Consider the following 26,278-nt stretch of genomic DNA (forward strand, 5'->3'; position numbering starts at 1 on the left):
TGTGCCGTATCTCATATTCGTGCCGAAGAACGGACCGGTGAAGAGGGCGCTTGCACCGATGCGTTCCGGCGACATGCGCACGGTTGGGCATGAGTTCATTCTCAACATGGACAGGACTGTCATAAAGGGCGAAACCACCTACGCACTTCTCAGGCAGATATATGAGAAGAGGCTGGACAGATGCATCGACTGGGCATTCGCAACAAACCAGCAGGAGATAGACCTGGACGACATCGTTGCCACATACAGGCAGAGATGGAACATAGAGAATGCATTCAAGATGCAGGATGAGGCAACAATCAGGTCCAAGTCGAAGGATGTGACCATACGTTTCTTCTACTTCGCATATGAGCAGCTGTTGCAGCTGATATGGTCTGTCTTCTACAGAGAGGAGGTGTCATTCAAGGGGATGCTCATAGCTCTCAGCGACACATGCACAGAGCGTGTGGAACGGGCCGAGGAGAGGGCGGCTGGGAAGCGCTCCGTAGCAAAAGGCATCTGAGGAGCGCAGCCGCAGCGTATGGCATACGCGGCAGATTCCTTCTCAAACTCTCAGGAGCCCAAGATAACAACAGGCTGAACCATCAAACTTCAAATCGGCTTCGGAGGTTCTGGCTGAGGCACAGGAGTGTTTAATTAGGAACGCCATTCACCGGCAGAACAGTCTGTGAGGTAAGACAATGTCAAAAATAGATGAGAGACTGAACCACGCTCCAGTGCCGGTCACCGTCGCGTACGGAGACGGTATCGGCCCGGAAATAATGGAGGCAACGCTCAAAATTATAACGGCCGGCGGTGCTAGCCTGGCAGTGGAGTCCATCCAGATAGGCGAATCCGTTTACAACAGGGGCATTACATCCGGCATAGAACATTCATCCTGGGACTCGCTGCGGCGGACCAGGGTTTTCCTGAAGGCGCCGATAACGACTCCACAGGGCGGCGGCTTCAAAAGCCTGAACGTTACGGTTCGCAAAACGCTGGGCCTGTTCGCCAATGTTCGTCCATGCCTGTCATACGCTCCCTTTATTGCAACAAAACATCCAGGAATGGATGTTGTAATAATCAGAGAAAACGAGGAAGATCTCTATGGGGGCATAGAGCATCGGCAGACAGATGAAGTGGTCCAGTGTCTCAAGCTTATTTCCAGGCCGGGATCAGAACGACTGATAAGATATGCGTTTGAATATGCGAGGCGGTATGGCCGCCGCAAGGTTTCTTGCTTCACCAAGGACAACATAATGAAGATGACCGATGGTATGTTTCACAGGGTGTTCGATGAGGTCGCGGGCGAATATCCGGATTTGGCGAGCGAGCACCTGATTGTCGACATAGGGGCGGCCAAACTCGCCGATACTCCAGAGAAGTTCGACGTTATCGTGATGCCCAACCTCTATGGTGACATACTTTCTGATGTGGCAGCCCAGATAGCTGGCTCTGTCGGTCTCGCAGGAAGCGCAAATATTGGCAGCGAGGTGGCAATGTTCGAGGCTATTCATGGCTCCGCTCCAAAAAGGGCCGGTCAGAACGTTGCAAATCCGTCTGGTCTTCTGCTTGCCGCAGTTCAGATGCTGGTTCATATCGGCCAGGGGGATGTTGCCGCCCGGGTGCACAATGCCTGGCTGAAAACGATCGAGGATGGCATTCACACATACGATATATACGATCCGTCAATCTCCATGGAAAAGGTGGGCACACGCGAGTTCGCTGCGGCCGTGATTGCGCGACTCGGAAAAAAGCCACAGACGCTAAAGGCTGTCGATTATCCTGCGCATGACGAGCCCATTTCAGTCAAGTTGAAAAATAGACCACTTCAGGTCAAACAGCTGGTGGGCGTGGACGTCTTCGTTGAATGGCGCGGATCGGCCGAAATGCTGGGACAGCAGCTCGAGAAACAGGCAGGACCTGATTTTCAGCTTCAGATGATCACAAACAGGGGGACGAAAGTGTATCCCGGCGGCATGTCAGAAACCTTCTGCGTTGACCACTGGCGCTGCCGTTTTCAGGCTCCGGGCAACGATGGAACGGTAACCCATAAGATGGTTATCGGACTTCTCTCAAGGCTCGTGTCAGCCGACCTGCCTCCCGTTAAGACGGAGGGGCTGTTCACATTTGACGGTCTGCCTGGATATTCATTAGGCCAGGGACAGTAACAGACTTAGACTTTTTTGCATTGACTGCTATTCGCCCGACTGATTAGTAGCGTTAGCGATGACAATACCTGCTGGTCTGCTGCTTGGAATGTGAAAGTCATGAGATGTGTGAAACTGCCCATTTCAAAATACAGAGGGAAAATGCGGAGCCTGCCGAGCAACCTTCACAATCATCTGCATTTCCGACAATTTAAATGACGGATCGTTCTCATTGAACCGTTTTCCACCCGGGATTGACTGTTTTTGAGAATAGATCTGTTGGAGCATCAAGCCACCTTAACATTTGGCATGACATACAAGTCGATGGCATTCATACGCGACCACTGGTATCTCTGTGAGACGAAGTCATACTGAGACAGGGAGCAGAAGAAGAGGAGGCAGCGCATTGTCCGCTGCCTGTGTATGCTGCGAATAACATGACAATCTCACCGAACCTGTACACCCTCGTGTAAACGCTGTGTACACGGCGTTTCCTACCGGTCTCATGGCAGCATTTTATGCATCGGCGCAGGAATTGAGTGTACGCACAATCAGGGTGTGCTGTCACTCGACGAACCGTTCGCTACGCTATGCAGCCTTTCATCTTATCATGTACGGAAGCAGCACGATTACGATCTGCAGGATGTGCTGACGTGCCAGTGGCGCGGCAGCCCACGCGAACTGACGGTATTCTCGTGACTGCTGAGCAGAATCTATGGAAAATGGAGAAGCTCCTGGTCGCAGAACTCATCGTGAAGAGGGATGGAATACATTCAGGGATGAAGCACATGAAGATGGAAGATGCCCGGCATCCATCATCCACCTGTTTATTAGGAGGAGACCGGATTTCCTTGCAGAGACGGCGGTATATAAACGACAAAACTTTCAGCCGTACTCATGCCATTTAAGAAATGCCAGATCGGCTAAAGACGTGAATATTTTCGAGATCCCACTTCGGTAGCAATGAGTTAAGGAAACGCCCTCACTCAGAGAAGTAAACCATGACGAATATCCATGTAGCATACTTAAATAGCATGGATCGTTTAAACCAAGCAGAGCTTACTTGAGGGGAACGAATAGAAATTCAAGTGAGGACACTCCATGAAGAGAAAAAGTAGTTACGAATCGATGGGCCAGAGAATTTTGAGCAGCGGCAAAGGGAAAGCTATCGTTTTGATTGCAGTATTCGCGGTCGCGGTTATGGTCACCTCATCCGCGTTTGGTGCTTTTGTCTTGAGTCCCAAAGCGGGTTACGAACTCCGCAGTGCAAAGAGTTCTGTTTCTGCTACGCCAAGTGTCACGCCCAATACATGGCCGACCACCACGATGCAGGAACCCGGCTATACCGGCGGTAATTATTCCATGGCTGCTGTCGCTTCAGTAGAGCATCTCAACATATACCTGGCAGAGGATTTGTATAGTTTCTTCCTTCTCGATGAGATCTACGACTCGCCTGCTGTGACTGCGCCCAACAACACACTGATTCCATGGCTCTCCACGGGATGGAGCGAAACCAATGTCACAGGCAAGAATATGACCACTTTTGATCCGCTAAACGCCACGATGCAGAATGTGAGCTACATATGGACAGTTCACATCAGGCCTGGTGTACAGTGGACTGACTGGACACCGTCTGGCGCTTCAAGCACTTATATGTTCAGCAATCACACATCCTTCGACCTCTATAACTTTACCACAGGCGCCATACAAGGCTTCAATTACACATACAACTGGAGCTCGATGCCTATGCGCACTTATGAAGTCCAGTCGGCAGATTTTATTCTCACGTGGCTCATGTTGTCTTCTTCATTCGATTTCAGCGGCACATACCTTAACATAGTCAACGTAGAACCTGTAAACAATCTCACTGTTCAGTATTATCTCAGTGCGCAGTCGGCAAGTTTTGTCGACTATGTTTTACAGGATCCCGTCCTTCCCTACCACATCTGGGTCCAGCACGACTGGTCCAACACCCCGGGGACGTGGAATTACACTGCCTCAGCAAACGGTTACGACACATGGAATATGAATTATAGTGAAGCGACAGGTGTTGCCACTGGACTTGTGGGGAGTGGTCCTTTCATGATGAACGGCGGCTACGGAATGCCCACCGGAAACTGGAACACCGCAACCGGAAGCTGGGATCTCATTGTGAATCCTCATTATTTTGTCCAATATGTTCCTTCGCTCGAACAGTGGACGCCAAAGTTCTTTGAACTGAACGTTCCAAAGTATTCTTCCATTTCTGATGCTGCAACGGCTGAAAAGCTCGGATTGGTGGATACTATTGAACAGGGGCTTCCACCGACTTTCATTCCGACAATTTCGACGATGCCGAACACCTACATATATCACAAGCCTGCATCTTCGTTCGGCTATATTCAGCTGAACAGCCGCCCGCAGTACGCTCCACTCAACATAACCGCTTTCAGGCAGGCTCTGAACTACGCCACCGACAAGGAGTACATATCATCCGTCATTGATGAAGGGTATAACATCAACGGACCAAACGGAATTCCGAGTGCTGATGCTGAATGGTACAATGCGACAGCACCCAATTTCCCATACAATCCTTCTCTCGCAAAAAGCATGATAGCCAATATTTCAGGCATGAAATTGGTGAGCGGCGTCTGGAATTACAAGGGCAAGCCTGTTTCAATCACGATTCAGATATCGCCTTACAGTGAAGACCCTCTGGCCGTTGAAGGCGCCCAGGTTATCGCGAATGACTGGAACAGTATAGGCGTTCCCACGACTGTTGAACAGATGTCCTTTACCACGCAGGTTGCTAACACCATCAACTATGCGTTCCAGGCAACAGATCTCGGCATCACAGGGATTTCAGGCGATCCGACGGGCGACTTTATCGTATTCTACAACTCGAATTACGCATCGGCAGGCTTCTTCTTCGGACCCTATACAAACATAACCATTGCGGGCAAATTCTACAACACCACCCAGATAACAAATCTCGTCAACAACCTGACAGTTGAGCTGAATCTAGTTACAAATCTTGCAAAGAGGATAAGCATAGCTGATCAGATTGAAGGAATTGTTGCGCAGGAATCCACAATGATTAGCCTGGGCTACCCGATAGACATACTCGAATTCACCAACACTACGTTCACCGGCATAATAAAGGATACTCTTCCGATAGGTTCATTCATGTACTGGAACTTCCTGAGCCTCCATCTCAGAAAGAAGCCGTTGCCCATTCCAACCGCCCCACCGGTTCAGCTCAAGGTAGGCATCGTCACACAAAATACCGTCTACTGGGACGGGATGTATGGCAACGCAACGGTCCAAGTCAGGAACCAGTATGGCCAGCCGGTTAGCGGCGCAAGTGTTGTAGTTGGCTATACCCCGGCCGGGCCGCTTGTCAACATTACATCCAACAACGGAACGACGAACAGTGCGGGAATTTACACCTGGGAATTCAAGGTTTCTAATGCAAACGCCATACCCTTCACCAACGATTACTCGGGGTCAGTAAATATTCAGGCAGCTGCCTCAATGCCTTCCGCAGCCTCTGCATCGGGTCAGACATCGATTGATGTTTCCCCATACCCAGTAGAGTATAAGACGAGTGGAATGCCCGTCCTCGTAAACGGTTCAGCTCCAAAGGAATTCAACATAACTGTGTTGAACCCCTCCACCAATACACCATTGCCAAATTACAACTATATAATCCAGGCCCTTAACGGGGCAATCAACATGACGCCGACGAATACTTCTACGCAGACCGTTTCAACGCTCACTTCCTTTAACGCCTTCGGGTTTGGATTCCAGAACGTGACGATTCTCAATGGAACCTACGATTACAACCTGACTTCAATAAGCGGTTCAACCGGTGCCAATGGTACAATCTCGGTTTGGTTGGCTGTGAACAGTTCTTCGGTCAACTTTTCAGCGATGGGTGACCCGTTCCAGAGCTGGATCTTCCTTGGCGACTATGCCGGCGGCGGTCCGATGAGCGGGCTGTCTGGATTCGCTCCGATTGCACAACTCACTTCCTCCTCAAACAACAACCCGATTAATGGGCCCGAAGGTTTTGGCGTTACTCAGCCGGTAGGTCTACCAGTTGAGGTAACAACTTCAGCCCCAACGGTCGAATTGTCCCTCACTTCCAGTGCCGCTACTGTCGGCTATAACGGTAGCGCTTCTGTCTCGATCCGTGCAGTTAACGCGACAACGGGCGCCGGCGTACCCAACTACAATGTCACTCTACAGCTTCAGAATGCACTTGGTGCAAATCGCGGAATGCTCCTTAATTCAAGCGGCACCGAAATTCAGGCATTTAACCCGAACATATACTTCGCCAGCACTTATCTTCCAGCGATAGAACTCACGACAAGTGCTGGAGGTTATGCAAACGCGACATTCTCAGCGGATATGTTCACAAGCAACTACAACTCCACAGGAGTGTTCACATCTTATTCGTCAATCCCGTTTACAGATCCGTATCTGGTTCCGTTCGATGAATTCCAGCTTAGCGCTGTTGGTGCAGACATGCAGGTGGCTTTACTCACTATCACATCCACTGCTTTCGTCAACAGTGTATCACCGGTTCCTGTAGCCACAGGATATGTACAGAGCTCGCAGCTTGTAAATGGCAACATGGTGATATATGGAAACTCCACCTACAACCTGTATGTGAATTCGACGCTGAACTCTCCATACGGGCCATCGACCGCGGGTGTTGCGGCAACTGTGTCCGTAACCGCAGGCAGCGTCAGTTCGGCAACGGTGACCACATCTTCCAACGGCTCTGCACTGGTGACCTACACATCCCCCAATGTTACGGCAATTGTAGCAGCGACCATAACAGTCTCAACCTCTTCAGGTAACTCGACTCTCACCCTCTACATCCTGCCGAAACCCTATGTTGCGCCGGTAACTGTCACGAAGTCCAAGACTGTGTCAACGATTCCGGCTACCCTTTATGCAGGACTTGGTGTATTCGTCGTGCTGACTGTGATATTTGCAGCACTCTATGTCACTGCAAACCGCAAGCTACACCGTGTCGTGAAGACTGAGGAAAAACCGCCAGAGCATGACGAAGGGCAAGGTAAGACCTGAGCCACCGAAAAACGAGGAAGCTGAGTAATCAAACCCTTTTCTTTTCATATTTTGTTTAGGGCACAGGGGTGCTGCTGTTTGAATGTATATCTGATAATCAGGAAATTAGTCCAGGTCGTTATACTTCTTGTACTGATGGCCGCCGTACTTTTTGTAATATTCAGGCTGATGCCGGGTAATCCGGTTGATCTCTTTATTTATGGAGCAAAGACACACTATGCCACATCAACCGAAATAAAGATAGTCGAAGCAAGACTTGGACTGACCGGCGGCAAGTGGAATTTCCACAATTTCGTCGTGTATATGGTGGATATGTTCACGTTCAATTTCGGCTATGATTACTTTTCACAGGCAACAGTTTGGCAGATTATACTTAATGCCCTTCCATACTCCCTGCTGCTGCTGGGAACCGCCCTTGCACTTTCATTTGTAATCGGCCTTCCGATAGGCATACTCGCCACCTGGTACCGTGGCAAAAAGAAGGAAGCCGTCATAAATACATCAAACCTGATACTCAATTCCATACCATACTTCATACTGGCCATACTGTTCTATCTGTATTTTGTTGCATTCTATCCAATATTTCCTGTCAATGGATCGTTCGGAACCTACGATCTGTATCATATGTACTATCCGGCAATTTTTGCCAAGGTGCTCTATAAAATGACACTTCCACTGCTCTCCCTTGTTCTGGTGGAGGAGGCTGCCCATGTCCTTACAATGAGAGCTGCGATGGTTTCTGTCATGGGCGAGGACTTTATCACAACTGCAAGAGCAAAGGGAGTCGCAGAACGGACTATTTTCTTCAGGCATGCTGCCAGAAATGCGATGATACCTGTTTCTACCAGGATGGCTCTCGAGTTTGCGTTTCTGACAAGCGGTGCCATATTTGTTGAGGTCATATTTTCGTGGCCCGGCATCGGCTCTCTCATCTATACTGCAGCGCTGAATGAGGATTATCCGCTAAGTGAAGGCGCCCTTTTCATCATTTCTCTTGTCGTGATTCTCACGTACTCTATCATTGATTTTATACATGCGTGGCTAGACCCGAGGATAAGCGCCTCTTAGCGGTGTTCACATGCCTTCCAAAGACCAAGCATCAAATGTAGGGTTTTACAGGATGAGACTGCGATTTGCGCTCATCAACCTGCGCAAACAATGGAGACTCTACTACAGATCGGCCTACGGCAAAGCAGGACTCTACATGCTTATATTTTTCATCATAATCTCGGTGGCCGCGCCAATCATCACCATGCATCCCCCTGAGACATTTTTTGCCCCGCAGATAGACGCGTACGTCGCAACACAGGAAATGGCATCTCCCGTTGTGTCTTCAGGAACCTATTCGGCCGCAAATATTTACGCACCTGTTTCATCACTTCTGAGTCCTACGGGCAGTTATCTTGTATACGTCAGCACCCCGGGCGGCAGGGTGGTGGCTGTAGGGCTCGGAGCTTCACCGGACACCCCGGAGGGATCTGTTTTCGAAATTGCGAACGCTTCCGTCCCGAGTGGCGGCTTCGCATTTCCTGCAAGCGTCTTTCCTCTCTCCAATTACCAGTCCCTGATCACGACCTCGACACTGAACTACAGCAACTACATGATGGTCTCATCAACTGGAGGAGGGATAAGCAGCATAAGAGTCAGCGAGCTGGAATGGTCTGGAGGAATACCAGGATACGGAAAGATACGCGTTTTGGACAATGAGACTGTCAGATTGAACGGAACGCTCCTCCTTTCTCCGGACACCAATTCGCCTTCGACTGCTGCTCCGCTTCCTCCCTGGGTGCCTTTCAATAGCCCTTCCGCCGAAATCAATGGTTTCACCTCTGCAATGATCTTTGCCATAATCAGCAATTCGAGCGGCACCTTTCTTGAGGCATACGGCATCAATCCGATGACGCTGATGTGGTCTCTTCCACTTCCTGGAAACGGTACAGCTGCAGAACCGCTTTACATGGGATCGTATTACAGTCCTGGCAAGATATCCTCTGCAACGCTTCTTGTCGAAAGAAGCAATTCCATTGCCGGCCTGAATCCTGTGACGGGCAAAATAGCGTGGCTGCAGGATAATTTCACCTCGCCACTCAATACTACGATCGGCCTAAAGGCACCACAAGATTACCAGATTCTCAACTCACCCAACAACAGCGCGATGTTCGTCTCCGGCAATAGGCTGCTTGGCATAAATGTGCTGAACGGCAGCGTTTACACCATTTACACTACGAAGACGGATATAACGACCTTTGCCACGACACCCGGCAGCTCAGGCTTTCCTTCTTCGATTATCGCAGTTACCCATTACCATTTCTACCTCATACGTGGACAGGGGCGTCTTTACGCAGGCGGCAAGATCAAGATACCTGTGGTATCTGGTGATTTCCTCAGTTCGCCGCTGTATGATCCCAATACCCAGACATTTGTTTTGCTTTCCACTCAGGGATCCATGGTTTCTGTTTCATCAATCGTTGGCAAATATCCCTTCCTCTGGCATGCTAGTTATCTTCCCGGGACTCAGGACTCCCCCCCGTCGCTCCTCGCGAATGCGAATACGGGAGGTTACTCCCTCGCGTTCAACAACCGTAATGGCAAACTCGTTCTGTACTCGATGGTCGGTTCAGACAAGAATCCGCTCCCCCCGACACTGCACTCTCCATCGGGTAATGTCTATCTCTTCGGCACGAACATTTACGGGCAGGACTTGTGGAGTCAGTGGGTCGCCAGTTTTCCCGTTGATTTGGAGGTTGGAATTGTTGTAGCGGCTGGAACGCTGCTGATATCCGTCGTAGTTGCAATGCTCGTAGGATATCTGGGTGGCTTCGTTGGTTCGTCGCTTGAAACATTCTCGCTAATTATCTTTCTCATTCCGACGATCCCTCTTGTGATAGTAATGGCCTCTATCCTTGGAAGCAAATCGCTTTTGAATATCATACTCGTATTCATCGCAGTCGGTTGGCCTTTCACGACATTCACGCTCATCGGAGTTGTCAAATCGCTGCGTTCCCGTACGTTCATTGAAGCATCAAAGGCATGCGGAGCTGGGACGATGCAGATCCTCCGAAGACACATGCTTTCAAACATGACACCACTGCTGGCGTACCTTACGGCGATAGGTATAGGTGCGGCGGTCGGGGGCATTTCAGGTCTGCAGGTGCTTGGAATTGGCCCGACAGACATACCAACATGGGGAGCAATGCTCAATCCATTTTACACTAATTTCTTTCTTGTGGCAAGAGCATGGTGGTGGGTCATTCCGCCGACAGTAACACTCACTGCGTTTATATTCATGTTCGTTTTCATATCGCGGGGACTGGACGAAGTGGTCAATCCGCGTCTCAGGAGGCGCTGATTTGGTAACTGAAACTATGCTTCACGTAACGCCCAAGCAGACAGTTTCATCCCCTGTAGTCGAAATTAAAGATTTTTCGGTAAACTTTACCACCGCTGACGGAACACTCAATGCTCTTGACAGGGTGAATCTCACAATTGAGAAAGGAGAAATATTGGGTATCCTGGGTGAGAGCGGCTCGGGAAAGTCCACACTGGCACTTTCCATGATGGGCATGCTGCCGGAGAACGCGCATGTAACGGGGGAGGTAATGCTTCTTAACACGACTGTTTCCGCTCCTGATATTTCCGGTGCGGCGTTTCTGAAAATGAAAAGGAGACGTTCAAAGATCCTGAGCGAAAAACTCCGCAACATCCGGTGGAAGTCCGTTTCGATGGTCTTCCAGGGTTCGATGAATGCGTTCAATCCTGTTTATACCATCTACAGACAAATAGCCGAAGTATACCGCATACACACAAACTTTGATAAGGAAACAATAAGGAAAAAGGTAACCGAGACTGTGAAGAAGGCGGGTCTCAATCCAGTGATCCTTGATTCATATCCTCATGAGCTCAGCGGCGGAATGAAACAGAGAGCAGTAATCGCGATGGCGCTTGCGCTTAATCCCACCATGGTCATCGCCGACGAGCCGACAACCGGGCTCGACGTGGTGACGCAGGCAAGGATCATCGGCGAACTGAAGACAACTGTTAGGAACCAGGTCAAGTCAATGGTCATCATTTCACACGATATCGGAGTTGTTGCACAGCTTGCGACAAGGGTGATCGTCCTTTATGCAGGCAGAATAATGGAAATAGGCAGCATCGAAGATATCTACATTAACCCGGTAAATCCTTACACGAAAGCTTCCCTGGAGAGTTATCCTTCCCTTGCAGCAAAGAAGACGTTCATGCGCGGCATACCTGGTGTTCCACCTGATTTGATGTCCATGTCTGCTGGCTGCAGGTTTGCCCCGCGGTGCATGTATGCGAAGGACATATGCAGCATCGAGGATCCTCCACTTGTTAAGGTCTCAGGTGGGCACTTCAGCCGATGCCATTTTGCATCAGATATTGCCGCCGGAAAGGGAGAATTGACTTCCTCGCGACAGGCAGCATCCGATATAATGAAACATGCAAAGCCCGAAGAGGAAGTTATGAAAGTTGAGAGCCTCACAAAGTATTTCGATCTCAGGACTTCCCTTGCCGGCCGCATTTTCAGCAGGCCTGGATCAGCAAGACTGGTAAGAGCTGTAGATCATGTCAGTTTCGAAGTGATGAGAGGCGAGATACTGGGCGTCGTGGGGGAAAGCGGAAGCGGAAAAACCACATTCGGAAGGACGGCCATATCCTTGATTAAGCCGACTTCAGGAAAGGTAATTCTCTCCGTAAAAATTACAAATCAGCCTGAGCTTGCGTCGCCGCCGGATATCAATGTTCTGCGGAATTCCTCCGTCGAAGATCACGTGCTCGATGTTTCTGCCGAGCGCAAAGGGAGGAAGGAGATGCGTCTGCTCAGGGAAAAGACACAGATGATCTTCCAGGATCCTTATGATTCACTGGATCCGAAAATGACCATATTCGATATCGTGAGGGAACCTATAATCGCGCACAGAACAACGAAGGACCCAAATGAGGAACTCCGGATGGTCAAAGAGGCACTTACTGTCGTTAGACTCAATCCGCCTGAGAATTTCATAAACAGGTATCCGCATGAATTATCCGGCGGCGAAAGACAGCGTGTTGCTGCTGCGCGGGCACTAGTGCTCAAGCCGGATCTTCTTGTCGCGGATGAACCGATATCGATGCTCGATGTTTCTCTCAGGGCCGGATTCATGAATCTTCTTCTTGAGCTGCGCAAAAATTACGGTATAACGATAATCTACATAACACACGATCTGGCATCTGCGCGGTATGTCTCAGACAGGATAGTTGTCATGTATCTGGGTGTTGCGGTAGAACTGGGTGACGCCGAAGAGGTGGTGAGCAGGCCGCTGCATCCTTACACAAAGGCGCTTATTGAGGCTGTTCCTCTTCCAACACCGAACTGGAATCCGAAGGGACTGAAAATAATAGGCGAGATTGGGAACGCTGTCAATGTACCGAAAGGATGCAGATTCTACGACAGGTGTGTTTACCGGCAGGAAATATGCAGGGATAACGTTCCACCACGCAGAAGCGAGAAAAATCACTGGTATCTCTGTCACTTCTCACAGGAGGAACTTGAGGGTTTTGAACCCCCGGGACAGTCGTGATAACCGTTTTAGGCCGCCCATATAGCCGGGAGTACTGTATCTCCTTCCCGTGAATACCGCACAGTTTTTCTTATGTAGAGTGCACGATTTTATTAACGGAGATGTGGATCAGGCTGTGTGCATTATGAGGAAGAAATACAGCTGGAAATGGCGAAGAAGCAGACAAGACAGGCTTTCATCCGGTATTCATTGTATCCGCTAGCGCTCCTGGCAATAATGCTGACCTTCCCGCTTCCGCTTTACTATCTTGGACTGTTCCCGTATACCCTTGTCATGCCGGATGTCCTTGCAATTACCGGCATAGTTGTAATATTCCTCGGTGCTTTTTACGATTTTGGGGCGAAGAAGTACGTTAGTGAAATTGCAGAAAGCAGACTGCCATTTTCAAATGACGATCTCAATTACATATACAAGCAGCAACTTAAGCTGACAGGCGTTTATGCAATTGTTGGGTTCCTCTTTTTTATTTCTGCAGTAATCATATTTGCTTTTTGAGGTGTGCCTTCACTGTCTCGTAGGAAAGCGCGGCTACAACTGTGACAACCCCTGCCACCGCGGACAGCAGGGCATAATTCAGGAAGCCGTGAATATCCACACCCGTGACTGTCATGTCGAAAAACGGATTCTGAAGGGGAGACCAGTTGCCCACCAGAAAAAGAGACTCCTGCCTATGCGCTGTTACCGAAAACTTGCCGAAGAGCCCGCTGTATTCGCTTATAATCTTCAGTGTCGAGGTATGTCCATTTGCGAATAAAATCCAGGAAGTAGCATTGGCAAAGCCAACCGTTACAGGAAGATCGGAACTGAAGCTGATGTACAGGGAATCACCGGCAGGCAGGACAATTTCACCTGCCGTATACCAGCCGCTGCGGCCTACAGCAAAGAAAGAATCGCTGGTCAATACGGTAGAGGTCTTAACCGGAATGAGATAGAGGGAAATGGCCAGTAACAGGAAGATCACTCCGAGTGCCATTACATCGTAGCGGATGATTCCTTTCTTTGCGTGTTTCATGACCTGCCACCCAATTTGGATTGGCCTCCGCCCAACAGATCCGTGGTGTTTGCGATTGGGGGCATAGAGCCGTCTCCAAATAATCCATGAATCAATGCATTACTTCAATTTTGCCAATAATTAAATCTCTGCCGGCACTGTATCACTTTCGGGGCAGTCGGGATACTCTTCCGGCCAAAAACCATTCTTTGAATTATGGCGCATATCAGCTCTGAAGCAGAGTAAAACATTGCTTCCAGAAGAAAAAACAGAGTCAGGCCCTTCCCGCATAGACGGATAGCTTGTTGCTACAGTGACTTGGCCAGCAGAGCGGTATTTTTCAGCCGAAAATATCATGACAATGAGCGCTTCGGCCGTCTCTCATGAAAGGTCTGGCATTCATTGCTGCCAACGACTCGATATTGTCAGCGGAATAAGTGAATTCCTGCGCCATTCTCCGCTCCAAACACCGGCAATCGGGCATCTTACTGCCATTTCACCTGTGCCGCATTGGGCTGACAGGAAACGATCGCGGAAGAAAGGAATGTCACATTAGATTCGAGGTATCGAATCAATACCGACTTCTCAAATCCAGAGTCCGGGACCGCCGATACCTCCACCAAACATACCATAACCCATCATGCCCATCATACCGAGGCCACCCATCATCATCATTGGCCCCATCATGGAGTTCTGCTGTGCCGCCATCTGCTGTTGATGCGCTTTAACATGTGCGTCCAGTTCCGCCTGGCTTTTGAAAAGCATTCCGTCAATATCACATATTTTCAAAGTGGGGTCTATCTTATTTACTATCTCCTTCCACAATCTCTTTTCGAATTCATGGCCTGAATGGAGCTCTGCGGCTGTTGCAATACCTGCAGTTGCAATGCCCTCTATGGCCGGTATAGCCAGATCCCTCCCCCAAATTCCTGCATGAAGCTGCACTTCAAATTTCCCCTGCTTCCCCGCAATAAGGACATCGACGTCCCTGACCTTCCCGAGTACTATCCTCTCCCTGTTCGACTTTCTTGCATGAATATCCCACAGGTTGTCATTTGCCTCATCTGAAGTTATGGAAAAACCTTCATCGGTCAGAAGTTTGCTGACAAGCGTATGGACTTCTTCCGGTGTTATATCCTTTTCAATAAACCCATGCTTGATCATGGTGTAGCCATGGCTGACCACACTTAAATAGCCTCTTCAGTCTTCAGCTGTTTCCGATTTGAAAACCGTTCCCTGCACACATGATCAACACCCTCAACGCTTTCTGGTCGGCAGTCCTGTAGCGGAATCGTCTCCGTGCACAGGAAGCAGCAGGGATACGACTTTGTGAGACGGAAATGCGCCAGAGGCCGCATTAATTACCGGAAAGGAGATGTTTACACAGGAAGCGATATGTCCGCATCTGGGAGTCTATGATATTTTCCATTTTTTCGAACGAGTGCCCCTCACCCCGGTAGAATTTAAAATCCAACGGAACTCGCATCTTTTCAATTTTTTCCTTTGCCTGAAGGGACTCCGAAAGCGGGCATCTCGGATCATTTTCGCCTGCAATGATCTGCACCGGGGCACGTATCCTGTCCAGGAAGAAAACAGGGGACGCGCTCCTCAATCTGTCTGAGTCCCGCACCGGATCTCCCATATTCTGGATGTCCCAGTATCTGAGGTCCTCGCGTTCACTTTCCATTTCTGTGAACCAGTTAAGGAACGGAACGGTCGCCGAACCAGCGCACCATCTGTCGGGATAAAACACGAGCGAGCACATTGTGAGGTAACCGCCAAACGACGCACCCATCACGGCAATTTTGTTTCCGGAGGCAAGCCCGTTTTCCGTCAGGTATTTCCAGGCACCCACGCAGTCCGCGAGGTCGGCTGATCCCATTACAAACCTGTTTGCATCCCTGAACTTCCTCCCGTAACCTGAACTTCCGCGGTAATTTGGACAAATGACTGAAATGCCGGTTAGGACAAAACTCTGTATCAGCGGATCCCATTTGTCATACGACCTCCAGGTTGGTCCGCCATGTATCGCAATGACAGCTGCATTTGCGTCCGAATCAGATTTTGCCCTGTAGAGCAGGGCCGGAATTGCCAGCCCGTCATGTTCCGACGGATAGCGCACCTCTACCGGCGAAACGAAGCCGTCCGTGATTTCCGGAGAAGAAAAACTTTGCGTGAGCCATTTGCCTTTCCCTGATGAAGTGTCGAAAAGACGGATGTTCGTGGGGCTGCCAGTGTCCTCGGCAAGCATGAAGATCTGTTTTCCATCAGCACTGAGATTGTGCCTGTAGCACCATCCTCCGAGAAAATCTGCCGTGTCTATTACATTACCGCCGTTCAGGTCAATTATCTTGGGCAGAAGAGAGACGCTTCCTTCCCTGAGACAGGAGAGGAACCTGCCGTCTCCAGAGAAAACTGGAGAAGAACAATTTTCGTCTTCACCCGTCAACCATCGGATTCCGTTAAGATTGTGATCCGTTATCCCTACTCTTTCTGCGTCACCCTGCATTGACGAAAATGCAAGTGTCTTAGAATCGCCGGCCCAGCATGGGGTGGAAGCATCCACGGCGACTCCGTCAATTTCGAGGAACTTTCCGGTGCCACTCCCTTCCTCTTTCGCCGAGCGTACCGATATGCAATTCTCCTCACCTTCGCGACTGGACGAAACAGCAACGTATCTGCCGTCCGGCGAGATAACTGCTGCATTGTCAGAGAAGGAATGGCGCGTAATTCTGCTCATTTTGGAGGATTTCACATCCATAACAAATGCTGCGAATTCCCCTTCACGGTTGGAAACAAATGCCGCCTTCCCTCCTGCCTCATCGACTGAAAGAGGCGGCAGGATTGAGTAATCTGTATCAGGCGTCAGGTTTCTTACCTCTCCAAGAACGAATTTTCCATCCTTTGGCTTGATTGTCGAAACAAATATGTCGTTTTTCTCGTCGCCACCGACGTCGCCAAGGAATAGCAAATGGCTGCCCCCGCCGATCAATTTCAGCGACACATAAGATCTGTCCTCAGCGGAAAGGAGGGATGAGCTGTATTTCCCATCGCTTCGTGGATCAAGTAGATACAGTTTCCTGCCATCGTCCGTATTTACGCTATAGACTATCCTTCCTGTTGATATCTCAACGTCGAATGAAATCACATATTGGGCGCTGAAAAGCTGTTCAAGCCGATTTTTATTAATTTCCTTCAATGGCATTCACCGAACTGAGTTTCTACTGAACCACCATTCCTGTTTGGTTAATAAAATTTGGCTTACACTATGCAGTGATGTGGATGTCAACTGTTGGCCAGCAGCTTCGAGACGCAAGTTATAACGCCCGCCAGGAGTTGTCTGATTTTGAATTTGCGGGAATCCATGCCACTGCACGCTCGCCGACGGGATGCGACGCTTGTTTCGTTGCAGACAAATGGTTTATAACTACAGATGTCTGTTGCACACCGATCGGCAATGAAACGAGATTTGATATCCATTACGGATGCGGCTGGAAAGGCCAATTCGCTGATTAGGAACGCTCTGAAACTCAAAAACGAACAGAAGAACAGCGGAGGGAGAATCAGGGAAAAACCGCTGAAAGACAGACAACTGGCAATGATTTTTGAGAAGCCCTCTACAAGGACGCGTGTTTCGTTCGAGGTGGCAATGAGCCAGCTCGGCGGAAACGCATTGTTCCTTAACTCTATAGATATGCAGCTCGGAAGAGGGGAAACGATCTCCGATACTGCAAGAGTCCTGAGCAGGTACGTGGACGGAATAGTGTACAGAGCATTTGAAAACAGAATCATGAAGGAGCTGGCCACAAGCGCCACCGTTCCTGTGATAAACGGCCTCGATGATCTCGAGCACCCCTGTCAGGCACTTGCCGATCTGATGACCATACAGGAGAAATTCGGCAGGCTGAAGGGTCTGAAACTTGCCTATGTCGGAGACGGTAACAACGTATGCAATTCACTCATGCTCGGATCCGCCATGACCGGAATACATTTCATTGCCGCCACACCCCCAGGATACGCTCCTCCACAGGCAATAAGCCAGCTAGCCGCATCAATAGCGCTCGAGCATAAATCAAGAGTGGAGATAGTGACTGAACCCGATGCAGCTGCCAAGAATGCAGACATACTGTATACCGATGTATGGACTTCAATGGGACAGGAATCCGAAAAAAAAGAAAGGGAAAAGATATTCGGCAAATTCCAGATCAACAGCAGGCTGCTTTCACAGGCACGGAAGAGTGCGATAGTAATGCACTGTCTTCCCGCTCACAGAGGCCTTGAAATAACGGACGATGTCATCGATGGCCGGAACAGCGTCGTATTCGACCAGGCGGAAAACAGGCTTCACGCGCAGAAGGCAGTACTACTCTGGCTTATCCGGCACTGACGTCTGAACGGCATCCGGCCTGAGCTGCTCATGGAGAATTGCATCGAGCTCCAGGAGGAAGGCTTCCTCCCTGCCCGTATCAATTGTTGCACCTGCCGCTATGCTGTGCCCCCCGCCCACTCCGCCTACCCGTTCAGCTGCAGTCCTTACAGCATCCGACAGATTAAGACCATTCTGAACAAGCTCCGTGGTTCCCCTGCATGAAACCTTGACTTTTCCCTCGGAATAGGCAAAACCTACTACAACCTTTGTCTCGTCGACTTCTTTGGATTTCATCATTATGCCTGCAATTGTTCCGACAATCGAGTCCGGTGCTCTATCTCTGGTGTGGAAGTACTGAAGACTGCCCATCTGATTCAACCCCTCCAGCTTGACCATCTTTATTGTATTCGCCACATTTTTCCGGTGCTCCTGCAGCAGTGAAATTGCTTCGTCCAAAACAGTTCCCCTTACACCCAGGCACAATTCGAGACCGGTTGAGTATTTCTCATACCTGCCGCAAGCATTGATCAGCGTTGCAAATTCCTTCGCATCCCTTGGCATTCTAGTGTCTTCTTCTGCTCTTGGATCCGTGATTATGTATGTTTCCCCAACTATTGCGTTGATATGTTCCGGAGAAGCATTATCGGCTATCAGGCTCTGGACTATGAATGATACGATCCTCCTTCTGTCATCGGCCGAGATCTCATTCCATGTCCTTTCCTTCCCGCCTTCGCGGTAGCTCACGCCAATGGAATCCAGCATTCGTACGGACGCACCGGGCTCGGAAGATATGCCGGGAATCGGCGGATCAACAGAGTATTCCAGCAGCTTGCTCAGCGGTCTTGTTTCCTTTCCGTAGAATCTTGCATCGCGAAGTATCCTGACGCTTCCTGCAGAGACAGCTTCCTCCAGTACGATTCTGTTCAGTCCCGTAAGTCTGCCGTACCTTGAATCCTGTAGATCGCCGACAGCTCCGACCAGGGAAACCGCGGCCATATCGCTGTTTCTGCTGTCAACAGCTCTTGAAATAAAGAATGCTGTAGTGGATGAAGATATTTCAGTGGAACCTTCTATGCCGAAAAGGTGGGCATTGAGGTGGTGAATCGTGCTTTCTGCGAGCTTGAAACTGCCGTTGTCAAGCGTCAGCGGATTTTCGATTTCGGGTTCATGGTGGTCCGCTATCACCATGTTCATGCCCGAGAATTTGGAAAGATAACCGGAGCCGAGATCATTCATCCAAACCAGGCTGTCTTTCTTGGATTTGACAAGTTCGATAGCCCTGTCGTCGAGTTTCTTGAGGAAGCTTATTTCGACAGGAATCGAAAGCCTTCGTGCAGTCTCGTAAGCGATAGATCCGGAGGTGATGCCGTCCGCATCTATATGCGTGAATATGGAAATCCTGCTAGCCTCCTTCACTGCTCTTGCAACACGTTTGGCTTCTTCGGTGAAAAGCCTCTGGGCATTCATTCAGTACCCCTCCATGTACTCGGAACACATCATATCCCTTATCTTCATTGACAGTGGATAAAGGTTGCAGGTGTCTTCGCTGTTATATAATGTCAGCATGTTCAGAAATGCTCTTCGCCCCGTTCTTGTCCATGACTTCCACAATTGCACAGCTCTGCCGTTGACGGAGAGTTCTACAATCCTGCTTCTCTTGATGCAGAGTTCCCTTTCAATCTTTTTCAGACCTCCCCTCAAGCCCAGCTGATTTGCGATGGGAAGTAGGTCCACGGCTGCGTAACTGTCTTCGATATCCGGAAACAGTCGTTTCAGGAAACGAAGATCATGCCTCGCACCGTTATAGAATACAAGAATCTTTGAATCTCCAAGCTTTTCGGCGATATTCTTCCTGTTCAGATCCTTTCCCTTCAGCAGGAAGGAGTAGCTGTTATTCCTGCAAATTCCAACAATCGCCGGATTCGCATATTTTCCATAGCCGTCCATTTCGATATCCACAAACGCGCATGAGTTTTCAAAATCGAACAGCAGGCGCCACCGTTCGGCGGGTCTGAGACGTCTGGCGAAATAGACCGCATCCATCCTTTTGAAGGCGTTCTCCGCTTCCTCCATTTCATGCCGTAAACGCGGGCTCGCGGAAATTCCAGATTCAGGAAGGTCATTCCAGTCCATGCATCCATTTCTCCAGAGACCCCTTTCCCTTGCGACTCCAATGCCGCCGAATATTATGAATGTACTGCGCATCATTCAGAATCAACTGTTCTCCAGTCTTCCAGAGGATGTCATAGATTAAGTTTTCCCGGACCGGCCCGAAGCGACGCCGAACAGTCACAGTTTTAGGTTAAGGAGCAATAGGATGCGAAGGTAGAGGCATGAACAGGGAATACCGTCTGAATGACAATCTGATAATAAGCGGTCTCGGCCTTGTCTACATACCTGACGAAGAGACAGTAGGCATATCCGATCTGCATCTTGGATTCGAGATGTATCTCGAGTCTGAAGGCGTGCATCTACCGAGAGTGCAGTTGAAGATTGAGGAGGAGAGACTGAGTACAATCATCGAGGACTATTCCCCCTCGACTGTTCTGATAAACGGCGATGTGAAGCATGAATTCAGCAGAAACACGCCGCAGGAATGGATAGAGATCAAGAGGCTCTTCTCGCTTCTTACCAGCAAATGCAGAGTCCTGATCGTGAGAGGGAATCACGACAATTACATTCTAAACATCGCCAGCAGGTACGGAATCAGGGTGGTGCGATCGGCCAGCATAGGCAACTGCCAATTTTCTCATGGCGACATGCTTGTGCCATCCAGCGGTGATCGGACGATCGTCATCGGCCATGAGCATCCGTCCATCAGGATAGTTGACAATGTGAGTGCTTCAGTCAAATTCCCTGCTTTCGTTTACTTCAGGCGAAACCCGCTCCTGATATTGCCGGCTTTCAGCCCTTTTGCTCTCGGAACGGATGTAATCTCAGACTGGTGGAGCTTTCAGAGTCCGTATCTGAAGGGGAGGGATAGCGGGGATGCTGTGATATATGCCGTTGTCAACAGCAGATTGAGGAAGCTCGGAAAGCTGTCCGATGTCCGCAATGCGCATTCAGGCACATCAGATGCATGGCAGGAGGATTGAATCCCTCGCTCACAGAGGCCTGAGGGTTGCGTTTTTCGGTATGCCGAGTATTTTCCTCACTCGCATGTGGCTCTGCAAAGGCGTTTCTATCGTATTCAGCAGATAAACGTCCGTCTGCTTTAGCAGCATTCCATATGCCTTCTTTCTCAATTTCAGCTTTCTTTCGTTTTGAACAAGAAAATGCGGATTGCAGAAGTTGTTTTTCACGAGATAATCAAGCGCCTCCTCTGCATCCATCTTCCGTACGGGCTCCCTGTCCCTGCTGTCCCTTTTAAGCAGTATGACGTGTTTCAGCGGGACGCTGTCCCTTATGTTTCCGCGCCCGACGATCCGGCTTATATCGACTACGGCCCTGTCCTTGTTGTCGAATCTTGCAATCTTGACGAGTTTTTCATATTCATGCCACACGTCGCCGACGTCTGCGCGGATGTATGACTCATTCTCTGAACCGTAGGCAATGACGTCGCCGTTGAAAAAACGGAAGAAATGCCAGTCATCGCCTATGAACCTGACATTTTTAAGCCTCATCAGCCCGTATGCTGTTGTTGTCTTACCCGTCCCTGACGGCGCAATGATGGAAACGCCGTGTCCGTCCACGTCGAGGCAGGCACCGTGTATTGAATAGATGTCATGGTTCTCCTCCATCACATCCCCTGCGATTGCAAGGGCAATACTCTTGACATAGCCGTAATAGTCCGTGTCAAGGAGAAAGGCAGTATTGCTCAGCGGATCATACTTAACTGTCTCCTCCCCGCCTATGTTCCGTACGAAAAGCCTTCCATGGGAATGTATGGTGTGCATTATAGGAAACCAGTTTCTTCTCCACTCGTCAGCCCAGTAGTCTATATCTGTGTTCAGCTTTATGCAGACGCCCGAGATGTTTGCCTTCAGGCCGTACGGCAGATTGTTTCCCAGATTTTCGAGCAGTTTTTCCCTTTCTTCCGGAGTGATGATTTCCTTCCTGTACATTTTTCCAGTCTCCTGTCGGAACAAATTCCCGGTCCGTGCAACCTGTAAGATTTGTTTTCGATGACACCTTATCAAGGTCACTACTTTAACTTTTGTAACACGGACTGTCGCATAGTGCATATCAGCAGGTGCACTATTCCCTGATGAAGCTGTTCAGACAAAGAAAGGTGCGCGATTGAAGCGCAGACTGCTGCCACTTAAACTCTTCAGCGACATCATCACTGAATTCGAGATTGCACTCCCCTCCTCCTGGAAACAAAGCACAGGTCCTTCAAATCCTATATCAGAGCAGCCGCTTTTATGGAAATTGGCTGATGTGAATGCGGCTTCGCCTCCTTCAGCCAGGACACACTGTATCCGCAGCCATCCCCTTCGACATTGCCTGCTTCTGTGGAAATCCGCGCACCTGTATTGGCCACGATTAGCGCATCCTGATGAGTCGTAAAGATGTATGACGCTTGCATGAATATCCTGTTACTGAGCATGATGGGGGTAACGTTGCAGGCGGCATAAATGCAGTCAAAGCGTGTTCCGGGTCTCTTTCGATCTGCTGGAATCCAGTCGGCGGAGTCTATTGGCATCAAATAGCCGGAAACTGCCAGTGTTCATGTCGACATTGTTGACTGAAATCGCGAGCTTCGGAAGCGCTGAAACCGTCAGGAGCTAAAACATCTGTTCCCTGTCCAAGCGGTTTTGCGAAAGCCGGTAACAACGGCACTTTATGGACAGTAAGAGGACTGCAGGACGATGTGAACTGTGCAGCCAGGCCGTCGCGGTCCTGCAACTTGTTTTTATGCAACCTCCACATTCATTTAGCCCGATGAACGGTCATTCGGAATTCAAAATTGCACTTGTCAAACTGGGCGGGAGCGTTCTGACTAACAAGTCCAGGCTACGGTCTTTTTCAGAATTGGATGGACGAAGACTCGCTTCAGAAGTTAAGGGATATGCACTTAAGGGGGGGAGACGAAGGCTGGTTCTGGTGCATGGCGGAGGATCATTCGGGCATATAAGGGCAAAGAAATACGGACTTTCTGCTGGCTTCAAGGAGAGATATCAGCTCGCCGGGTTCGCGCAGGTCAGGAACGACATGAGGGATCTGAACGCCAGGGTTGTCGGGAATCTTGTCGACGAGGGGATTCCAGCCATTTCATTTCCACCCGAGACATTTTTAAAGGTGCGTGACGGCATTGTGGTAAAAACGGAGACAGAGGCGCTGGAAAGGTGCGTTGCTGCAGGCATTGTGCCGGTGTCCTTTGGTGATGCAGTCATAGACATGGGCAAAACATTCGGCATACTTTCCGGTGATGCAGTCATGTTGTCGCTGAGCATTGCGCTGCAACCGGCAATCTCGGTCTTCTGCACAGACGTTGACGGCGTCTTCGACTCGAACCCGAAATTGTCAGGCGACGCGAGACTGGTCAGGCGACTGAGCGGGTCTGAGTATGTGAATACGGACGCACAGTACATTCACGATGTCACGGGCGAAATGGGCGGAAAGCTGAAATTTCTTTTTGACATTGCGGAGAACAGCGGAAGGACTCTCGTCATTAACGGCAAGGTCCGGACAAGACTGGAAAGAGCGCTTTCGGGCAGGCGCGTTACATCGACCGAAGTTATCCCCCGTTATTCACGATCCGGAGCAGGCGGTCCGGGGGAAGTGACTAGGTTTAATAATTTCCATTGAATGTCTCAGCAGGATAGGATTGGCAAATTCATCTTTTATTGAAGAGAATGTGAATAACGTACTGCAGGGTGACTGTTCAGACATAATGCAGCGGTTTCCGCCGGAATCGGTCGATCTGATATTTGCGGATCCGCCCTACAACCTGCAACTGAACGGTGAGCTGCTGAGACCCAACCAGACAGTGGTTGATGCGGTAAGGGATGAATGGGACAGGTTCGGCAGCTTCGGGGAGTATGACGAATTTACCGGCAGATGGCTCTCCGGGTGCAGAAGAATACTGAAACGAAACGGTGCTATCTGGGTAATCGGCACATACCACAATATATTCCGCATTGGCAGAATTATGCAGGATCTGGGATTCTGGATACTCAATGACGTGGTTTGGATTAAAACAAATCCGATGCCGAATTTCAAGGGAACAAGGTTTACCAATGCGCACGAGACACTGATCCTTGCGGTTAAAAATGCAGGCTCGAAATATACATTCCATTATAAATCAATGAAAGCCTACAATGACGGGCTCCAGATGCGGAGCGACTGGGAGATTCCGATATGCGGCAGGAAAGAGAGAATCATGTCAGCCGGCAGAAAGGCACACTCCACGCAGAAACCGCTTGAACTGTTGATGCGCGTACTGCTTTCCACATCGAGTCCTGGAGACCTCGTGCTTGATCCGTTCGCCGGCACAGGCACTACACTCATTGCGGCAAAACAGCTGGGAAGAAGATATATCGGGATCGAACGTAATGAGACATACGCACGCATCGCGCTCAAACGTCTTGCATCTGTGGCACCGCATCCTCCGGGCATACTCGCCTATCCAATGGAACGGCGGGAAGCGAGGATCCCCTTCGGAAGCCTTGTTTCGAATGGATATGCGGCGGCAGGGGAAACGCTATATTCAAAGGACAGGCAGCACTCTGCGACGATTCTCGCAGGCGGAGCGATATTGTCCGGCAATGTGAGCGGAAGCATCCATTATGTGAGCGCCCGCCTGCAAGGCAAACCGGAATCGAACGGCTGGTCATTCTGGCATGTCGAACGGAATGGAAAACTTGTGTCAATTGATGATCTCAGGAAGAAATTCAGGGAGGAGGTGTTTGCCTCCCCATGTCCTGTGGATTGGGAAACCCGGCAGGACTGAATTTCCGCTCGTTCGTTTCATGACCATTTTGGTAGCAGTTACGAAACTTTTATTCACAGGGCATTAATCCTGTAATGAAACCGCCGGAATTAATGCAACGGAATTGTGATATTGTGCCAGAAAGTTCTTCGAATGGAGTTACCGAGAAGAGAAAAGGGGAGCATATCGATATTGTGATGAACGAAAAAGTCCGCGCGAACTTCAATTACTGGGATGATATAACCCTCGTGCACAATTCGCTCCCTGAGATGGACTTCGATTCCATATCGCTGGAAACAAGATTCATGGGTGCAAGGATCGCGGCACCCATAATAATCTCGGGCATGACTGGCGGGTTTGACAGGGCGCTTAAGATCAACAGAAATCTTGCCGAGGCCGCTTCGGAGCTGCGCATACCGATGGGTGTGGGCAGCCAGAGAGCAGCAATAGAGAACAGCGACCTGGAGAGAACATACAGCGTTGTGTCGGACTATGACATACCTCTGGTCATTGCAAACATCGGTGCTCCGCAGCTCGTGCGACAGTCAGGGAAGAGGGCATACGGCCTCGAGGACGCCAGGAAGGCCATGAAAATGATAGATGCAGATCTGCTTGCAATTCACCTGAATTACCTGCAGGAGGTTGTCCAGCCGGAGGGGGACAGGGCAGCTAAGGGTGTCCTCAGGGCGATACGGGAGATAGCCGGCGAGGTGCCGGTGATGGCGAAGGAGACTGGCGGCGGAATAAGCCGTAAGGTTGCATTGAAACTCAAAGGGGCCGGTGTTGCCGCAATCGATGTCGGCGGTCTCGGAGGAACAAGCTGGTCTGCAGTCGAATATCACAGAGCCAGACGCAAGGGAAACGCGCTTGGAGAGAAACTGGGCAGTGTGTTCTGGAATTGGGGGATACCGACCCCAGTTTCCGTCATCCAGTCCAGCGTGGGACTGCCGGTAGTGGCAACTGGTGGTATCAGGAATGGGCTTGACGCAGCAAAAGCTATTTGCATCGGGGCGTCTTGTGCTGGACTGGCGGGAGCGCTGATAGGGCCTGCGACCGAAGGGAGGAGGGCAGTAATGAATACACTTTCGGGCATATTGGAAGAGCTGAAAGTCGCGATGTTCCTGACCGGTGCCAGAGATGTGAAGAGGATGGCAGGAAAGGGCTGCCTGCTAAGCGGCAGAACATGGGAGTGGATTTCGTCCACGGCCCAATGAAAGTTACTGAAAATATCGGAAGCGGAAGTAGATAAAATGA

Annotated in this window: 20 protein-coding genes; 13 read left to right on the forward strand and 7 right to left on the reverse strand. The window is 49.9% G+C overall.

The genetic code is table 11. The features are described 5' to 3' along the window. The 8 genes from KIS29_09640 to KIS29_09675 all read left to right on the forward strand — a co-directional run. A partial coding sequence (locus tag KIS29_09640; GenBank protein MBX8640582.1) for a hypothetical protein occupies positions 1-502 on the forward strand: 502 nt, incomplete at its 5' end. A gap of 178 nt (positions 503-680) precedes the next feature. Then, the gene (locus KIS29_09645; GenBank protein MBX8640583.1) at positions 681-2,150 is read left to right on the forward strand and encodes an NADP-dependent isocitrate dehydrogenase; all 1,470 of its coding nucleotides are present in this window, start codon (positions 681-683) and stop codon (positions 2,148-2,150) included. Positions 2,151-2,844: 694 nt separating this feature from the next. Further along, positions 2,845-3,090, forward strand: a complete 246-nt coding sequence (locus KIS29_09650) for a hypothetical protein (GenBank protein MBX8640584.1) — start codon at positions 2,845-2,847, stop codon at positions 3,088-3,090. 140 nt (positions 3,091-3,230) lie between these two features. Next, on the forward strand, positions 3,231-7,208 hold the full coding sequence (locus tag KIS29_09655; protein MBX8640585.1) for an ABC transporter substrate-binding protein: 3,978 nt from the start codon (positions 3,231-3,233) through the stop codon (positions 7,206-7,208). A 168-nt stretch (positions 7,209-7,376) separates the two neighbouring features. Next, complete coding sequence (locus tag KIS29_09660; GenBank protein MBX8640586.1) at positions 7,377-8,276, forward strand: ABC transporter permease; 900 nt, start codon at positions 7,377-7,379, stop codon at positions 8,274-8,276. Positions 8,277-8,286: 10 nt separating this feature from the next. Beyond that, the gene (locus KIS29_09665) at positions 8,287-10,557 is read left to right on the forward strand and encodes an ABC transporter permease (GenBank protein MBX8640587.1); all 2,271 of its coding nucleotides are present in this window, start codon (positions 8,287-8,289) and stop codon (positions 10,555-10,557) included. A gap of 16 nt (positions 10,558-10,573) precedes the next feature. Next, positions 10,574-12,790, forward strand: a complete 2,217-nt coding sequence (locus KIS29_09670) for an ABC transporter ATP-binding protein (protein MBX8640588.1) — start codon at positions 10,574-10,576, stop codon at positions 12,788-12,790. Positions 12,791-12,907: 117 nt separating this feature from the next. Then, positions 12,908-13,285 (forward strand): hypothetical protein, encoded by a 378-nt coding sequence (locus KIS29_09675; protein ID MBX8640589.1) that lies wholly within the window; start codon positions 12,908-12,910, stop codon positions 13,283-13,285. On the opposite strand, the gene KIS29_09680 is transcribed toward KIS29_09675, so the two are convergent. From KIS29_09680 to KIS29_09690, 3 genes are all read right to left on the reverse strand, one after another. Further along, positions 13,269-13,802 (reverse strand): hypothetical protein, encoded by a 534-nt coding sequence (locus tag KIS29_09680; GenBank protein MBX8640590.1) that lies wholly within the window; start codon positions 13,800-13,802, stop codon positions 13,269-13,271. The genes KIS29_09675 and KIS29_09680 overlap by 17 nt on opposite strands. Positions 13,803-14,366: 564 nt before the next feature. Then, a complete protein-coding gene (locus tag KIS29_09685) occupies positions 14,367-14,945 on the reverse strand; it encodes a hypothetical protein (GenBank protein ID MBX8640591.1) in 579 nt (192 codons plus the stop codon). 193 nt (positions 14,946-15,138) lie between these two features. Beyond that, entirely contained in the window at positions 15,139-16,980 is a 1,842-nt protein-coding gene (locus KIS29_09690; GenBank protein MBX8640592.1) for a prolyl oligopeptidase family serine peptidase, read from the reverse strand. Positions 16,981-17,238: 258 nt separating this feature from the next. Here KIS29_09690 and argF point away from each other — a divergent pair, with 258 nt between their 5' ends. Next, the gene (gene argF, locus KIS29_09695) at positions 17,239-18,168 is read left to right on the forward strand and encodes an ornithine carbamoyltransferase (GenBank protein ID MBX8640593.1); all 930 of its coding nucleotides are present in this window, start codon (positions 17,239-17,241) and stop codon (positions 18,166-18,168) included. On the opposite strand, the gene KIS29_09700 is transcribed toward argF, so the two are convergent. Together KIS29_09700 and KIS29_09705 are read right to left on the reverse strand one after the other, a co-directional pair. After that, a complete protein-coding gene (locus KIS29_09700) occupies positions 18,145-19,617 on the reverse strand; it encodes a DHH family phosphoesterase (protein ID MBX8640594.1) in 1,473 nt (490 codons plus the stop codon). The genes argF and KIS29_09700 overlap by 24 nt on opposite strands. Then, entirely contained in the window at positions 19,618-20,358 is a 741-nt protein-coding gene (locus KIS29_09705) for a ribonuclease H-like domain-containing protein (protein MBX8640595.1), read from the reverse strand. A 125-nt stretch (positions 20,359-20,483) separates the two neighbouring features. Here KIS29_09705 and KIS29_09710 point away from each other — a divergent pair, with 125 nt between their 5' ends. Then, positions 20,484-21,245 carry a metallophosphoesterase gene (locus KIS29_09710; GenBank protein ID MBX8640596.1) on the forward strand — a complete coding sequence of 254 codons (762 nt, stop codon included), beginning with the start codon at positions 20,484-20,486 and terminating at the stop codon, positions 21,243-21,245. 9 nt (positions 21,246-21,254) lie between these two features. Here KIS29_09710 and KIS29_09715 read toward each other — a convergent pair whose 3' ends face one another. Continuing rightward, the gene (locus tag KIS29_09715; protein ID MBX8640597.1) at positions 21,255-22,214 is read right to left on the reverse strand and encodes a hypothetical protein; all 960 of its coding nucleotides are present in this window, start codon (positions 22,212-22,214) and stop codon (positions 21,255-21,257) included. A gap of 278 nt (positions 22,215-22,492) precedes the next feature. Then, the gene (locus tag KIS29_09720) at positions 22,493-22,699 is read right to left on the reverse strand and encodes a hypothetical protein (protein MBX8640598.1); all 207 of its coding nucleotides are present in this window, start codon (positions 22,697-22,699) and stop codon (positions 22,493-22,495) included. A gap of 335 nt (positions 22,700-23,034) precedes the next feature. On the opposite strand from KIS29_09720, the gene KIS29_09725 reads away from it, so the two are divergent. The 3 genes from KIS29_09725 to fni all read left to right on the forward strand — a co-directional run bounded on the left by KIS29_09725 (position 23,035) and on the right by fni (position 26,238). Then, the gene (locus KIS29_09725; GenBank protein MBX8640599.1) at positions 23,035-23,901 is read left to right on the forward strand and encodes an isopentenyl phosphate kinase family protein; all 867 of its coding nucleotides are present in this window, start codon (positions 23,035-23,037) and stop codon (positions 23,899-23,901) included. 85 nt (positions 23,902-23,986) lie between these two features. Next, the gene (locus tag KIS29_09730; GenBank protein MBX8640600.1) at positions 23,987-25,045 is read left to right on the forward strand and encodes a site-specific DNA-methyltransferase; all 1,059 of its coding nucleotides are present in this window, start codon (positions 23,987-23,989) and stop codon (positions 25,043-25,045) included. A gap of 92 nt (positions 25,046-25,137) precedes the next feature. Next, a complete protein-coding gene (fni, locus tag KIS29_09735) occupies positions 25,138-26,238 on the forward strand; it encodes a type 2 isopentenyl-diphosphate Delta-isomerase (protein MBX8640601.1) in 1,101 nt (366 codons plus the stop codon). Positions 26,239-26,278: the final 40 nt, after the last annotated feature.

It is taken from the genome of Candidatus Sysuiplasma jiujiangense, from assembly GCA_019721075.1.
Lineage (GTDB): Archaea > Thermoplasmatota > Thermoplasmata > Sysuiplasmatales > Sysuiplasmataceae > Sysuiplasma > Sysuiplasma jiujiangense.